Raw genomic sequence first — 14,443 nt, 5'->3', positions numbered from 1 at the left:
CCTTCGGGCGAGGCTAGACCGGCGGTAGTGCAAAGGGAAGGTGGGGTGTAATCAGCCGCGCGGGATAACGAACGATGGGATTAGGGCTTCAGAGTTGTCCATATTTCACACGTTCCTTATGAGAAAAATCTGCGGCCATGCAAACGGGAACTTTAAAGGAAATACGGTGAGTAAGCTGTGATGACTGTGAAGCGACGCTATTGGTTTTTCCCTTAGCTTCTCCATTAACTCCCACAGAAAGAACTTTTAATTCTCCTCCAGCACTTTTTTCTTTCTCATTTGATTCTTCATTCGCCTCAGAAACGACTATTGAGACATCAAATTCGATATAGGTGATTTCGCTGACTGGTTCATCGTTAAGAGTGCCGGGTGCTATAGCAATAATGCTACGGGATTTTTCTTTGGCCTCTCTTACGCCGATAGCTATCTCGCTGAGGGCTTCCTGTATAAGATTGCTTAATTTCATAATTAGCCCCTTTCAGCTATGCAGGGCCAATATTACACGAATGGGTCTGATTGTCGCGCTATCCGTGTAATGCAACGGCGCTTATAGACGCGACCGTTATACCCTTTGAAACAGTCTCCAACGCAATGAGCACATCCGTTTTAAGCCGAGCAGGTCGGCTTACCCGCGCGGGATGACGCGCGACCGGATCGACAAGGCTTCGAACGGCCCTTCGAACGGGCGGCGCTCGACCGTGACGCTAAAGCCGTTGAAGGGCGTCTCGCCGTCTTCGGTCAGTTGCGGCAGGAAGCCGTAATTCTTGGATCGGCACAGGCCTTCGTAGCGGCGCATGTCGCGCAGGAAGTCTGTGGCCGTCTCGTACTGGTCCAGGGCGAAGGTGTAATGGCCGGGGATGGCGTTGCTGATCCGGCTATAGGCGTCTTGATAGGGCATGATGGGGCTCCTCAGATGCGGCCAGACTAGGGATTCGGTTATTAGAAATCGATGGGGAATGCCCGTTATGGGTGCTATTTTACCAAATCGTTGCTCAGCATCCGCCCCAGTAACGCGGGGCGCCGCTGATCAGTTCCCACAGGCCGCCCAGGGCGCGGCACAGGCCGCCGAAGGCGAACAGGATCAGAAAGACCGTGGCGGCCAGTTCGAGCGGGATCGGCACGGGATGTTCGAAAAAGGCTGAAATCCGGCTGAGCAGGGCGGGGCCGCTGTCGATGCGCACGGCGGCTGCGATCGGCGAGGCGGTCCACACCCAGGCCGCCAGTCCAAGCACCGACAGACCGATGACCATGTCGATCAGGCCGCGCAACCGCACGCCGCGCGGATAGGTCAGGACGACGGCCCCAAAGGCGGCCAGGGCCAGGAAATAGGCCAGCACTGGCCAGTAAAGAGCGGCCTTAAGCGCCGGATAGTCCACCTTGGCCAGCGCGCCGGGATCGACATGCATGGCGGCGTAATCGACGGGGATCGGCGCCAGTCCGAAGCTGAGCACGCCCGTCCACCACAGGATGAAGACGACGGCCACGACGATGGCGGCGACGCCCCGGCTGGCGGACGATTGTCGATAGGTCCAGTCGAAGGGGCGATAATCGTAGGCGTAGTTATAGCTATGGTCCCGGCCTTGCGCCTCGTTATCGGCACGGCGGTGACGGTGGGTCTTGGGGGCCAGCCATTCGCTGACATCGGCCCAGTCCCAGGCGGCAAAGTCGAGGAAGCGCAGGTCGCGCACACGCCAGGTGTTGAAATAGTCGATGGTGATGCCCTTGCGTTCGATGATCCACGCCGCCACGGTGGCGAACCCGATCAGGGTCATCATGCCGGTGAGGCCGGAGCCGATGGCGGTGCCTAAGGCTTCGCCGGGATTGGCCCCGCCGATGACGCGGCCGAAGAAGACCAGAACGGAAATCGCCACCTCAAGGATGACGGCGAAGCGCACCGCGAAGATCCAGTAGGGATAGAGGGCCGGGCCCACGCTATATTGCGGTTCGTCGCGATAGCGCGCCGCCACGACGATGGGGTGGCCGAATTCGCGCAGCAGGGCTTCGGTTTCGTCCGGGGTGAGTGGCCGCCCCAGCTCGCTCTCGCGCGCTTCGATCCGTGTCAGGATTTCGTCGCGCAATTCGGCGATAATGCCTTCGCGTTTCGCGCGCGGCAATAACCGCGACACCGCCCGCAGATAGTCTTCCAACATGTCCATCTGAGCCTCCTCCCTTTAACTTCCCGTAATCTTTTCCAGCGATGCGCTGATCGCCCGCCATTCCTGAACCAGCCGCGCCAACATGATCTCGCCGGCGGGCGACAGGACGTAGAACCGCTTCTTGCGCTTTTCCTCTTCGCGCCATTCGCTGACCAGCAACCCCTGGGCCTCCAGCCGCCGCAGCAGCGGATAGAGGGTGCTTTCCTCCATATCCAGCCCGTCGTCCGCCAGGGCCTGACGCAGGGTGTAGCCGTAACGTTCCACACGCAGACGGGCCAGCACCGCCAGGCTGAGCGACCCACGCCGCAGCTCGGCACGCAGGCTTTCGTAGAGGTCGCCCTCAGACTCCATGATACTTGGCCCCGTATAGTGTGTTACATACACTGTATATCGTACAGTATGCATATTGGCGGGGACCGTGTCAAGCGCGTCATGTCAAGCGCGTCAGGGCAAGCGGGCCTGATTGGCTATGGAACGGAGCCGTTACGGGTGGCAGAGGCCCTTGGGCATCCAGTCGTGCACCAGGGTCGTGGGCGGGCTGTTCTTACGATGCAGGATGAGCGCGAACCCATGCCGCGTTTCGGTTCCGGTAGCCATCAGCAGCATGGCCGGACCTTCGCGGATAATCAGGCTGCTGCCCGCGCCTTTTGCCGTCTGCACGCCGTCGGGACTTTCCAGACACGTATCGCCGCTGACGGCATAGAAGGCTTCCGGACCGGAATGGACGTGGACCGGGGCGGTCATGCCGGGGGTAAAGGTGGATTTGAGGTATTCGGCGACGAAATCGCCGTCTCGTATCTTGACCGGCAAGGGGCCGACCTGAACCGTGCCCGGAACGTCTGCGGTCCTGGGGCCGATTGAAAACAGGAAGGTCTTGCCGAAGGCCTGGACCACGGCCGATTTCGGTGTCGCCAGTGACTGGGCCTGTGCCTGTGCTGCGGAGGCATCGGGAAATTCGGAGACATGCCAGTACACATCCCCGGCGGGCAGTTCACCGATCTCGGTCCGGGTCATAAGGCAGGCCGGGCCGGGCTGATCCGTATCGGTGGCGGCGTCGGGGCAGGTGCGCGACGTCGCCTGGGCGAAGGCCGATGGCGCGGCGAAAACCAGCGGTATAATGAACAGTACGGCTTTCCAGGTCATAGGCGGTACTTTCCGAACGGAGTTATGGTTTCAAGACCGTATCAGGTTTTATCGCCTTGCCAACCGATCTTCGGGGGAGAGCGGGTGTTGGGGGCGCGTCCAAATCACTTCGGTGCGCGCTTAGTCCCTGCCTTTTTTGCCTCATAAGCGCGGACGAGAGGGGTCATCGTTGACCCTTGCTGGTTTTAGGTTAGCTTTACGTAAACCGGTAATGGGAGGTGGCTGTGAGATCAACCGGGCGTGTATTGGCTGTGACGTTGGCCATGGGTATAGCCGCAGTTTCTTTTGCTTCGGCTGACGAAGTCGGGACACCAAAGGCGTGTTTCGACGCGATCGTCCGTGCCCGGGTGGTAACGCAGATTCCTACGGAAATTCCGAGTTGTGAAGACTGTATCATAATGCAGTGGCCTTGGTTTCTGGATCTGACAGTCCAACGCGTGGTCAGCGGACCTGTTAAAAAGGGGCCCTTAACCGTATTGGCTTTGGTGCATTCGCCATATGCGCCGCGAAAGGCACCCTTCACATTCGCGCTTCGCCGAAATACGTTGGGTGGCTTCAACGTCGTTAAGAAGGGGGACGGCAAGCCCCTTGCTCAATGCCCAGACGGTGCGCAGCCGGTTGCCCCCTATGTCACGCCAGCCGATGGCCGCACTTTGGACGACATACGCAAAACCGCGGCGTTGCGCGCCGCAGAACGGAATTATTAACATCCCGGGGGCGTTATCTTGATCCTGTCGAACCTTTGTTGCCGGGGACGGGTTTGGCTGGGTGAATGAAATCCTGAGGAAACACAAAATGGCTGCGAAAAATGATATCCAGGTTACGCGCGGCCAAGGCATTGGCCTCTGTCGGTGTCTTAGCGAACCGCGCGACGTAATCATCGGCCAGGGCTTGTTGGGCCAAGGGGTATTGGGTCTGTATCTGAAGATAGAGCTTACGAAACTCCGGGTCGCGTTTTGACCACCGTCGCAGGCCCGCCTCCGCGTCACGCCGGTTATTGTAGGGGACGGTGGTGACCGCCCACGGACGCAGGGCAGCATTGACCCAGGCGGTCTCTGCCTTACCTCTCAGGTGGGCGGTGGGCTGCATTGTGCCTTCATCCCTGCCATCGCCCAAGGTGCCGTCGAGCAGGACCGCCAAGCGACGGACGGCGGGCGGCAACACGGCAAAACGCGTCGTCAAAGGCGGACCAAAGCGGATCGAACAGGGCGTTTTGACGCCATCATGCCCGGCAACCAGAACGGTCCATTGCAAGGCATCAAAGGTGTTTCCCAACGTGTTGACGGCCCACACTGTTCCCGTTTTGCGATTACGCAGGAGAATGGGTGGGGTGAGTTGCTCACCGGTCACGGCGCGGGGGTCGCCATACTCTTTCGGCGCGAAGGCGTTCGCCGCCAGATTTGCGTCGATGGCATAGAGGATATAAAAGTCGCCACGCCAGCTGAATTGTCTGTCTTCGACGACCCAGCGAAGGTTTCCCTTAGGCGCGGTCTGCCAATAGATCGGGCGCGTGCCATTGGGGGCAATCGTCGTGAAAACCGTGTCCGAGGCCTGAAAGCCGAAACCGCCGGAGATATCTCCCGGTAGTCTCTGACCGACGATTTCGATCGGGGCGCCCGGTTTAAGGGTTATCGCGTCGTTCAGATAGAAGGAGCGGCTGCTGAACGCGGCCTGGGCCAAAGCCAGACTGTCGCGACATTCGCGGGACGTGCCGCCGATAAGGTAAGGCCTGGCCTGAGCGGCCGCCGGAAGGGCGGGCCATAGGACAGCCGTCGCCAGCGCGAGGGCGATGAGGGCTTTGGCTGGTAAATGTGCGTGACGGTTCATGATCGCCTCCCGGTTGACGATTTGATGATATCTTCGGACTATGACGGGCGGGAGCGTAGAAATCGGCCGAGTTTGGCCGCGGCCGAACTGTGGGGCCGGTGGCATACGCATTTGTACGTGTCTGTACGGGGAGGGGCGAGAAATGGAGCGTATAGAACGGGCAGGGCCAGTGCACTTGGCGAATGACGCCGTGGCAGCCAGGTTGCGTGAGGAACTGGCGCGGCGTCGGATGTCGCGTCAACAGCTCGCCGTTCTGTCACGCATAGGCCTGTCTACGTTGGAAAAGGCGCTGAACGGAAGCCGGCCCTTTACGCTGACCAGCATTGTCAGATTGGAGCAGGCGCTTGGTGTGGACCTTCGTCCGGCGCAGGTGTCGGCATCGCATGGCGCATCGGCGGCCTCGGACCTTGGCGCCTATACGGCCGAAGCCGTGCGCTGGCTCGAAGGCAGCTACTTGGCCCTTCGTCCGTCGTTCGAGGTTCCCCGGGCCGTCTTCGCCTATCGCATCACTATTGCATGGGACGGGGCGGCCCATTGCCTGGCTTTTCAGGAAACGCATCGCCTGGACGCGCCGTTTACCCAAAGAGGCGTCGTCTCCGTCCCCAACAAGTCCGGACACGTCTATCTTCACACCAACGAAGACGGGCAGTTTCGGCTGGCCATTCTGGGCCGCCCATTGATCGGCGGCGAAATGTACGGGCTTTTGTCGACGCTTCAGGCCGGGCCGGGGGCGCAGTTGATACCCGTTTCGGTGCCGCTCGCCCTGATCCCGCTGGCCGGTGCCGATGTGCCACTTGGGCGGTGTCTTCCGGGCGAGGACGGTTATGACACCTATGCGGGACATCTTGAAAAAGTGATATCCGGCGGCTTTGCCAGACTGGTCGCGGCGTAAAGCGGGCCTATTCCGCTTTCGGGCCCTTGACGGCGCGCAGCAGCAGATAGCCGATGATGCCGGAGAGGGTGGAGCCGATCAGCACGCCGATCTTGACCTCGTCCTGAAGCACGGGCGCGCTGGCGAAGGCCAGGCCGCCGATGAACAGGCTCATGGTAAAGCCGATGCCGGTCAGTACGGCCAGGCCGTAGAGTTGCAGCCAGCCGGTATCCTTAGGCATCCGGGCCAGGCCGGTCTTGATGGCCAGGGTCGAGGCGGCAAACACGCCCAACTGCTTGCCCACGAACAAGCCCAGCGCGACGCCCAGCGGCACGGGGTCGAGCAGGCTTTCCAACTTGAACCCGCCCAGGGCGACACCGGCATTGGCGAAGCCGAATATGGGCACGATCAGGAAGGCGACCGGCTTATGCAGGGCGTGTTCCAGCCGGACCAGGGGCGAATGATGGTCGTCGCCCGCCGCCTTATGGGTATTGAGCGGGATGAACAGCGCCACCGCCACCCCGGCCAGGGTAGCGTGGATGCCGGATTTGAGGGTGAAGAACCAGATGACCGCGCCGACCAGCAGATAGAGCCAGACCGCCTTGACCTTCAGCCGGTTGAACACGAAGAGCACCAGCAGGCCGGCCAGGGCCGCGCCCAGCATGAGGAGATTGAGCTGCGCCGTGTAGAACAGGGCAATGATGATGACGGCCGCCAGATCGTCGATAATGGCCAGGGCGGTCAGGAATATCTTCAAGGAGGCGGGCACGCGCGAGCCCAGCAGGGCCAGGACGCCGAGCGCAAAGGCGATGTCGGTTGCCGCCGGTATGGCCCATCCCTTGACGCTTTCGGGATGCGACAGGTTGAACAGCAGATAGACGCCCGCCGGCACGATGACGCCGCCGAGGGCCGCGATGCCGGGCAGGGCGCGTTGCGACCAGGTGGCCAGTTCGCCGGTCAGGACTTCGCGTTTGATTTCCAGGCCGACCAGCAGGAAGAAGACCGCCATCAGGCCGTCATTGATCCAGTGCAGCACGCTGAGGCCGCCGACATAGAGGTGGAGCGTGTGGAAATAGGCGTCGGCCAGCGGCGAATTGGCGACCAGGAGCGCGACGACCGCGACCGCCATAAGGACAATGCCGCCCGCCGCTTCGCTTTTGAGAAAGTCGGCGGTCATGGAAAGGGTCTGTTTCAGCATCGTCTGGCCTTTATCTTTGTGCCCCAGTACTACCTTAGAGGTGTCTGGGTTGGCGCGGCAAGCCTTTTCGGGGCGGCGGCGGGAGGCGGAGATGCTGAGACAGGGTGTGGCCTTCGCGCCACGTTTGGTTGTATTCTGGTCGTGTCGTCTTGTGCATGGTTTCAAAATTAACTATAGCCTGCACCGTGCCGCCCTAATCGCGGCCATATGGAGAGTATGGATTGCTAGGATCGAATAACCGCCGGGGCATGAAGCCCGCCGCGATCCTGCCTTTCGTCTAGGCGCCCGTCCGGCGCCGCGGCGGGGCGGGAACGCCCCACATCGCACACGCGCCAGACCGCAAACTGCCCGGTCCCATTGGGCCGATCCGCGCTCTGATTCCCAATACGTGAATGGACCCACGTGAGACATGCGCCGCCGCGCGTGCGTCTGCGTCAAGCCCAGACGACGATAAGACGAAGATACGACAATGAACGAACACTCGATCGTGCGGAGCGTCATGCTCCGGATCGCGCGCGACATCGCGCCAAAATCTGTACCGGCAAACCAATTGATGGCGTGGGCCGGGCTCAATGCCGCGTGGGTGTTGGGAGGCGAGGCCACCGCGGACAAGAAGCCGGGCTGGAAGACCTTCCTGGCCAGCCTTGAGGCCGCGCCCGCCAGCCAGGCGCCGCGTCCGGCAGTGCTTGAGCTGGCGGACGAACTGGGGCGGCTGCTGCATTTCGCGCCGTTCGATGCGCGGTTGCTGACCCTGATGATCGCCTGCGGCCGGCTGCCGCGGGTGGCTGACCTTTTGAGCGTGATGGCGCCGCATGTGCGTGACTTGCCGGCGGTGCTGGGCGAACTGGCCGGGGCCGATGCGGCGGATGCCGCGCGCCAGGTTCGGCGCAGCGAGGTTTTGAAACTGGGTCTGGTGACCTTTTCGGCCCAGGTGCGATATGACGGCCCCATCGATATCCACTGGCTGTTGGAACGTGTGCTGGACCGCGATCCGGCGCCCGAAGCGCTGGCCGAAGCCTTGTCGGGCCCATGCCAATCGACGCGCCTCGACATGAGCGACTTTGCTCATGTGGGTGACGCCGCCTTCCTGGTCCGCCTTCTCGAAGGCGCCAAACGCGAAAGCGCGCCCGGGGTGAATATCCTTATCCACGGGCCGCCCGGTACGGGCAAGACGGAACTGGCGCGCGTTCTGGCGGCGGCGGCGGGATGTCCGCTGCACGCCGTGGGCGAAGCCGATGACGATGGCGAAGAGCCGACGCGCCGCGATCGCGTTCTGTCGCTTCAGTTAGCGCAGCGTATACTGGGCGACCGCAGCGGGGCCGTTGTCTTGTTCGATGAGATGGAGGACCTGATCGGTGGCGTGCGTCGCTCGGAGGGGGACTGGTTCTCCGGCCGCGAAGGCAGCAAGGTGTTTCTCAATCGCCTTCTCGAAACCAATGCGGCCCCGGTCATCTGGGTGACCAACGCCGTGGGCAATCTCGACCCGGCCATATTGCGGCGGATGAGCTTCATCCTCCGGCTCGACCTGCCGCCGCGCCGGGTGGCGCACCGTATTCTGACGCGTATCGCTGGGGATGAAGGCGGTCAGCCCGGCGCGGCCATTGGCCAATTGGTCGATCAGGCGCCAGAGACGGCCAGCGTGCTGCGCGTTGCCATGAGGGCGGGGCGGCTGGCGGGGGAAGGGGATTGCGGTGCCCGCGCGGCGACGTCGCTGGTGCGCGCCTTGCGTGGCGGAGAGCTGCCGCCGGAAGGGCCGGGAGCGCTCGACCTGACGCTTTATGACACCGACCGGCCGCTTGATGCCCTGTTCGGGGCCTTTGGAAACCTCGACGCGCTGGACGTATCCTTGCTGCTGACCGGACCGCCGGGCACGGGCAAGACGGCCCTGGCCCACCATCTGGCGCGTATCCTCGACCGGCCGCTACTGGTGCGCCGGGCCTCCGATCTGCTGTCCAAATGGGTCGGGGAAACCGAGCAACAGATTGCCGAGGCCTTCCAAGAGGCGCGGCGTCAGGGCGGCGTGCTTTTGTTCGACGAAGCGGATTCATTGTTGTTCGACCGTACACGGGCGCGCACGTCATGGGAGGTGGGTCAGGTGAACGAGATGCTGACCTGGCTCGACCGGCATCCCTTGCCGGTGGTGGCGGCAACCAACCATCCGGGGCAACTGGACCCGGCGACGCTGCGCCGCTTCGTTTTCAAGCTTGACCTGCGGCCGCTGGGGCCGGAGTGTCTGCGGCGTGCCTTTGAGCGCTTCTTCGGCATGGAGGCGCCGGCGGGGCTCACGGCCTTGCGCAACCTCACGCCCGGTGACTTTGCCGTGGTGGCGCGCCAGTTGCGTCACGTCCCGGCGGCGGACGCCCAGGCCATACTAGAGCACCTGCGCGAAGAAAGCCGTGTGAAACCGGAGACAGGAGTCAAGATCGGGTTTTGATGTCGAAACCCGGTCTGCTCCCGCGTCGCTGAGCCCAGACACATTTCATTGGACACATTTCATTGGACACATTTCATTGGACAGATTTCGTTGGACAGGTTTTGGGGGGCGTTATAGCGTAATACCAGCGTTATTTAGCGGGCCTTATGTGGCATTTTAAATCTGGGGTGTTCATGAAACGATGGGGCGTCTTGGCGCTATTCGCGGCTGTCGCCGCCGGGGCGGTTGATGCCAAGACCCAGCCGGTGATACATGCGCCGAGCGATTTGCCGGATACGCGTTTCGTGCTATCGGGACCGGCCAGCGAAGCCTTCATGTCGCCGACCTTCCTGCGGGACACGGTGCCCGCTTTACGCCAGGAAGCGGAACGATTGCTCGCCACCTACCGGATTGAGGATCCGGCGGTGACGCAACGGCTTCGCGGCGGTTTGATCTCCATCGCCATTCTTCAGGGCCGTCCTGCTGACGCCCGCAGGCTTATTGCCGAGCAACGCGCGCTGGAAATCAAGCCGCAGCTGAAGGCCATTGGCTTCCTGACGTCCGACGCCATCGCGGCGGAACTGGCATCGCCGGATCGGCCCTGCGCTGCCGCGGGGGATCAGATCGCCGCACTTCTAAAGAATGCCGATCCGATCGTCGTTCGGGATGAGGTGTTGGTCCGCTATGCGCGTAGCCAGACAGACAGTGTCGGGTTTTACGCCGGGACGGCGGGCGGCATGATCGATCCGGAACAGAAGGTCCGCGGGTCGGTGGATATCCTGCAAGGGCTTTTGCTGGCCACATTTCGCGCCCAGGCAACCTATATGCCGCCGTGTCGCGCGCAGATCGCCACGGCGCTGAAAACATGGCTTGATGCTCCGGCCAACCTGCCTGTCGACGTGTGGCGCGCGCGGCTGCCCCGGCCCGAGCTTTTCGCGACCTCCAAGCCGGTCACCGTCGCCATTTGGGAATCGGGCTTCGACACCAGTCTGTTTCCCGGTCAGATGGCCGTCGATCCTGCCGAGCCATTGGACGGAAAAGATAATGACGGCAACGGCATAGTCGATGACGTAAATGGGCCAACCTACGATTACAATATTCGTCCGACCCAGGCCGCCTTGCCCGTGGCTTCCCCGTGGCTGGCGGCGCGATTGGGGCTGCAAATGGCTGTGGAGAAGGGACAGCTTGACCTCAACTATGGTGCGGACACGCCCGAAGCCCGTTTCTTCGCGCTTCGCGCCCGGGAAGCGTCCACGCAGGAGCAGACGGACGATGTGCGCGGGGAGACGGAATTTATGGCACGCACGCATGCCACGTGGGTAGCCAGCGTCGTCGCCGACGACGCCCCTTTCATCCGACTGTACAATGCCAATGTTTACCCGTATGGCGCAAATCCCGATGCAATGCCCGTTCTTGAGGCAGATATCGACCGGTGGATCGCCGCAATGCCGCGCCTGGCGTCCAGGTTAAAGGGCGGGGGTGTGCGCATCGTCAATATGAGCTGGGAAATCAAGGCGGACGAATTTACGGACCTGTTGCTTTCCACCGGCGCTGAGGCTGATGCGGACAAGGCCAAGCTTCGCGGCGAGGCCATGGCCAGCCGGATGCGTGCCGCCCTATGGGCCTTTATTCAGTCGTGCCCTGATATCCTCTTCGTCGCCAGCGCGGGTAACGCCAACCAACTGGCCGGAGCCACCGACGCGTCTCCACAGTCCTTTGACTTGCCCAACATTCTGGTGGTCGGTGCGACCGGAATGAATGGGCGGCCCACCAGCTTCACCAGCTTCGGGAAGTTCGTGAAGGTTTATGCGCCGGGTGAAGGCATTACTGTACGTGCCCCGGGCGGCATGGTGATGCGCGCGTCCGGCACGTCATTTTCCGCACCGTTGACGGCGCGGGCGGCGGCTCAGATGCTTGCCGTGTGTCCCGGGCTGACACCTTCGCAACTTATCGCCGGGTTGATTGCTACGGCCAGCGTGGGGGAGGGCGACCTGAAGCTGATCGATCCTTCCCGAGCCGTGGCCTGGGCAACGGAACACTGAACGGAGACCCTTACACGCGCGCCGTCCGGTCAATGGCCTCAACAACCTGTCGATACAGGGCCGGTGGCAAATCATGGCCCATGCCGTCGATCACCAAAAGCTCGGCGTTCGGCATCGCGGCGGCGGTATCCTGACCGCAGGCGGGCGGGAAAAGCGGATCCTCGGCGCCGTGGATGACCAGGGTTGGCGCGGTGACGGTGGTCAGACGGGGGCGCCGGTCACCGGTCACGGCCATTGCGCCGATCTGGCGCCCGGTACCGCCGGGATCGTAGGCGCGACTGACCTCTTCCAAAACGAGAATCCGGTGCGCCGCATCGTCAAAGGGTTGGCCTGTGCCGGCGATACGGCGCGCGAAGGCCAGGCTATGCGACAGGAAACCGGCCTCGTCCGTGACAGGATCGGGCGCGGGGCGCATCATCATCGCCATGGCATCCGGCGCGGCTTGGGGCAGGGCCGGATTGCCGGTGCTCGACATGATCGAGGTCAGGGACAGCACGCGATCCGGATACTCGCTTGCCATGATCTGTGCGATCATCCCGCCCATTGAGCGCCCGACGACATGCGCCCGGTCAATGGCGAGAGCATCGAGCAGGCCGATGGCATCGGCCGCCATATCGTGAAGCGTATAGGGCACTTCGGGTCGCTTGCCCGCCATCAGGGATGCCGCCAGCGCGCCGAAATCCAGGGGCGGGCAGTGGCGGAAATGGGTCGAGCCGCCCGTGTCGCGGTTGTCGAAACGGATCACGCGATATCCCTTTGCCGCCAATTCTTCGCAGAAGGGCGTGGTCCAGCGGATCCTCTGCGTGCCCAATCCGGCAATCAGCAGGAGGGGCGCGTCTTCGTCTTTGCCGAAGCCGTCATAGGCCAGGTTGATGCCGTTGGCTTTCACGGTTGTCATGGTCGTACGCCTTTCAATCGCTGCTCTGCGCGGTCGCCAGGCGCAGGACGTGCGACCGGATGTCTTCCGGCCAATCGGCTATGCAGTGTTCCAACTTGGGGCGATCATCGGCGAAGAGCGCGCGCGTGGCCTCCTCATAGCCCGGAAAATCACCGGCGATCGCCAGCATGAAGCGGTAGGCGGCGTCCTGGGCGGCGCGCTTTTGTTGCCGCGCCCCGCCGTTTCGCCGCGCGTCATCCACCAGCCGTCTCAGGACGGCGGAGGCGCCACCGGGCTGAGCGGACAGCCATTCCCATTGCCGTGGCAGCAGCGTGATCTCCCGCGCAACGACGCCGAGCCTGGGCCGTCCACGGCCTCTCGGTTCGGACGTCTCATCCGCTTTTTCGGGGGTGGTCGCCTCGACCGGCCGATAGCGCCCGGCGACCGCTTGAGGCGGCTGGGACAACCGCTCGACGATGTCGGCCTTGGTCCCTCTTAGGTCGAGATCGACGACGCGGCCTGTCGCATCGTCAAAGACGAGGATCGTATGCGGCGCGCCGCTTTCGGTCGCGGTTTTGACGGCAAGGGCCACTTCGACAAGCGGGCCGGACAGCAGAAACGTATGGCCGTCAAAGGCCGTGCAAGGTTTGGAAATGAGGTTGGACACGCGGTTTAGACCTTTGGTTGATGCCGATTAATACCCGGATAAAATACTTGCGTCAATATTACCCGTGTAATATTAGGGGCGGGCGGCCGTCTGGACGCCGAGGCGACATCAAGCGCCTCGTAATGGGTTGAAAAGGTATGGCGAGATGAAGGGCGAAGCGCGCAAGGCGGCCGTGGCGGCTTACAAGGAACGCAAGGTCGTGGGCGGCGTTTATGCCGTTCGCTGTACAGCGTCCGGCGAAATTTGGGTGGGGCAATGGCCCGATATCGCAACGATTCAGACCCGATTGTGGTTCGAGCTTCGGCGGGGGACGCACCTCACCAAGGACTTGCGCGACGCCTGGAACAGCCATGGCGAGGCGCAATTCAGCTTCGAGGTTCTGGAGAGGCTCGAAGACGACATGTCGCCCTATATGCGCGCCTCGACTTTGAAGACCCTAGCGTCTCAGTGGCGGGAAAAATTGCAAGCCCATTCCATTTGAAAGAGGAAGTCTTCGCTCAATGCAGGGGTAACGCTAGGTTGCCATACCGGATAGGACGTTGAGACGCAGGCTGTTCCATGATTGTGCGGACGGCCATGGAGTCCATCTCGCCGTTGACGGCAACAAGAGCGAGCGGCTAGTAATAGGGTATGATTACACATTCGGCGCCGCCGAACGACCTGCGCCCAAAGGATCAGACTATGCGCCATGCCATTTTCCTGTTCGCCGCCGCCCTGCTGGCAGGTTCGGCCCACGCCGCAGACAGTGATGGCGCGGACCATCCGGCCTTGCCCCGCTATCCCGGCGCAGAGATCACGAACTATCGTGGTGCGAGCCTGGATACGGCCTTCTTGCCGACGACGACCGTTTCTTCGGAGGCCCGTGCCACCGGGGAAACCGTGTCCGGCGATATCACCCATATCGATTATCGGATCACGCCGGCGGTGAGCGCGATGCAGGTGGCGCGTCATTATGAAGACGTCTTGCAAAAGGGCGGGTTTCATGTGGTGTTCGAATGCGCGGGGATCGACCGCTGAAGGACATGGGCGCGCTGATCCTCAATTCCGGGCGGGTTGCGCCTACCGGCTTTGCCGACGGTATTTTCCGCGACGGCCTGCGCGTCATTGTCGCTGAACGTGGCGGGACCAAGCTGTTGACGCATATCGTCGAAGGGCCCGATCGGACGCTGGTCTACGAAATGGTCGTGGACACAGCAGCCAACTAAGGTTTTTCAAGTCGGCGGCAAATGGCTTAGCTGACGCAGATGGC

General features: G+C 62.2%; 15 protein-coding genes. 6 read left to right on the top strand and 9 right to left on the bottom strand.

Annotation, left to right across the window (positions count from 1 at the left end):
• Window positions 1-88 precede the first annotated feature (88 nt).
• The 6 genes from RCJ00_RS04620 to RCJ00_RS04595 all read right to left on the bottom strand — a co-directional run bounded on the left by RCJ00_RS04620 (window position 89) and on the right by RCJ00_RS04595 (window position 5,126).
• Window positions 89-466 carry a hypothetical protein gene (locus RCJ00_RS04620; protein WP_316220558.1) on the bottom strand — a complete coding sequence of 126 codons (378 nt, stop codon included), beginning with the start codon at window positions 464-466 and terminating at the stop codon, window positions 89-91.
• Between the two features lie 159 nt (window positions 467-625).
• Complete coding sequence (locus tag RCJ00_RS04615) at window positions 626-898, bottom strand: hypothetical protein (protein WP_316220557.1); 273 nt, start codon at window positions 896-898, stop codon at window positions 626-628.
• A gap of 94 nt (window positions 899-992) precedes the next feature.
• Window positions 993-2,156, bottom strand: a complete 1,164-nt coding sequence (locus RCJ00_RS04610; RefSeq protein ID WP_316220556.1) for an HAAS signaling domain-containing protein — start codon at window positions 2,154-2,156, stop codon at window positions 993-995.
• A gap of 15 nt (window positions 2,157-2,171) precedes the next feature.
• A complete protein-coding gene (locus RCJ00_RS04605) occupies window positions 2,172-2,507 on the bottom strand; it encodes a PadR family transcriptional regulator (RefSeq protein ID WP_316220554.1) in 336 nt (111 codons plus the stop codon).
• 132 nt (window positions 2,508-2,639) lie between these two features.
• Entirely contained in the window at window positions 2,640-3,299 is a 660-nt protein-coding gene (locus RCJ00_RS04600; protein ID WP_316220553.1) for a hypothetical protein, read from the bottom strand.
• 720 nt (window positions 3,300-4,019) lie between these two features.
• The gene (locus RCJ00_RS04595) at window positions 4,020-5,126 is read right to left on the bottom strand and encodes a hypothetical protein (RefSeq protein ID WP_316220552.1); all 1,107 of its coding nucleotides are present in this window, start codon (window positions 5,124-5,126) and stop codon (window positions 4,020-4,022) included.
• A 142-nt stretch (window positions 5,127-5,268) separates the two neighbouring features.
• Here RCJ00_RS04595 and RCJ00_RS04590 point away from each other — a divergent pair, with 142 nt between their 5' ends.
• Entirely contained in the window at window positions 5,269-6,018 is a 750-nt protein-coding gene (locus RCJ00_RS04590) for a helix-turn-helix domain-containing protein (protein WP_316220551.1), read from the top strand.
• A gap of 7 nt (window positions 6,019-6,025) precedes the next feature.
• Here RCJ00_RS04590 and nhaA read toward each other — a convergent pair whose 3' ends face one another.
• Window positions 6,026-7,195, bottom strand: a complete 1,170-nt coding sequence (gene nhaA, locus RCJ00_RS04585) for a Na+/H+ antiporter NhaA (protein ID WP_316220550.1) — start codon at window positions 7,193-7,195, stop codon at window positions 6,026-6,028.
• A 469-nt stretch (window positions 7,196-7,664) separates the two neighbouring features.
• Between nhaA and RCJ00_RS04580 the strand changes: the two genes are divergently transcribed.
• Complete coding sequence (locus RCJ00_RS04580) at window positions 7,665-9,629, top strand: AAA family ATPase (protein ID WP_316220549.1); 1,965 nt, start codon at window positions 7,665-7,667, stop codon at window positions 9,627-9,629.
• Between the two features lie 173 nt (window positions 9,630-9,802).
• Window positions 9,803-11,650, top strand: coding sequence for a S8 family serine peptidase (locus tag RCJ00_RS04575; RefSeq protein ID WP_316220548.1), 1,848 nt, complete (start codon window positions 9,803-9,805; stop codon window positions 11,648-11,650).
• Window positions 11,651-11,660: 10 nt separating this feature from the next.
• Here RCJ00_RS04575 and RCJ00_RS04570 read toward each other — a convergent pair whose 3' ends face one another.
• Together RCJ00_RS04570 and RCJ00_RS04565 are read right to left on the bottom strand one after the other, a co-directional pair.
• On the bottom strand, window positions 11,661-12,548 hold the full coding sequence (locus tag RCJ00_RS04570; protein WP_316220547.1) for an alpha/beta fold hydrolase: 888 nt from the start codon (window positions 12,546-12,548) through the stop codon (window positions 11,661-11,663).
• 13 nt (window positions 12,549-12,561) lie between these two features.
• Window positions 12,562-13,194 carry a DUF2239 family protein gene (locus RCJ00_RS04565; protein WP_316220546.1) on the bottom strand — a complete coding sequence of 211 codons (633 nt, stop codon included), beginning with the start codon at window positions 13,192-13,194 and terminating at the stop codon, window positions 12,562-12,564.
• 145 nt (window positions 13,195-13,339) lie between these two features.
• On the opposite strand from RCJ00_RS04565, the gene RCJ00_RS04560 reads away from it, so the two are divergent.
• The 3 genes from RCJ00_RS04560 to RCJ00_RS04550 all read left to right on the top strand — a co-directional run bounded on the left by RCJ00_RS04560 (window position 13,340) and on the right by RCJ00_RS04550 (window position 14,399).
• Window positions 13,340-13,675, top strand: coding sequence for a GIY-YIG nuclease family protein (locus RCJ00_RS04560; RefSeq protein WP_316220545.1), 336 nt, complete (start codon window positions 13,340-13,342; stop codon window positions 13,673-13,675).
• 200 nt (window positions 13,676-13,875) lie between these two features.
• Window positions 13,876-14,211, top strand: coding sequence for a hypothetical protein (locus RCJ00_RS04555; protein WP_316220544.1), 336 nt, complete (start codon window positions 13,876-13,878; stop codon window positions 14,209-14,211).
• Window positions 14,190-14,399: a hypothetical protein gene (locus RCJ00_RS04550; RefSeq protein WP_316220542.1), complete on the top strand. Its 210-nt coding sequence runs from the start codon at window positions 14,190-14,192 to the stop codon at window positions 14,397-14,399. Before RCJ00_RS04555 ends, RCJ00_RS04550 begins: the two co-directional genes overlap by 22 nt.
• Window positions 14,400-14,443 lie beyond the last annotated feature (44 nt).

It is taken from the genome of Asticcacaulis aquihabitans (genome assembly GCF_032490435.1).
In the GTDB taxonomy this organism is placed as follows: domain Bacteria; phylum Pseudomonadota; class Alphaproteobacteria; order Caulobacterales; family Caulobacteraceae; genus Asticcacaulis.
This window is presented reverse-complemented; position numbering and strand designations above follow the sequence as displayed.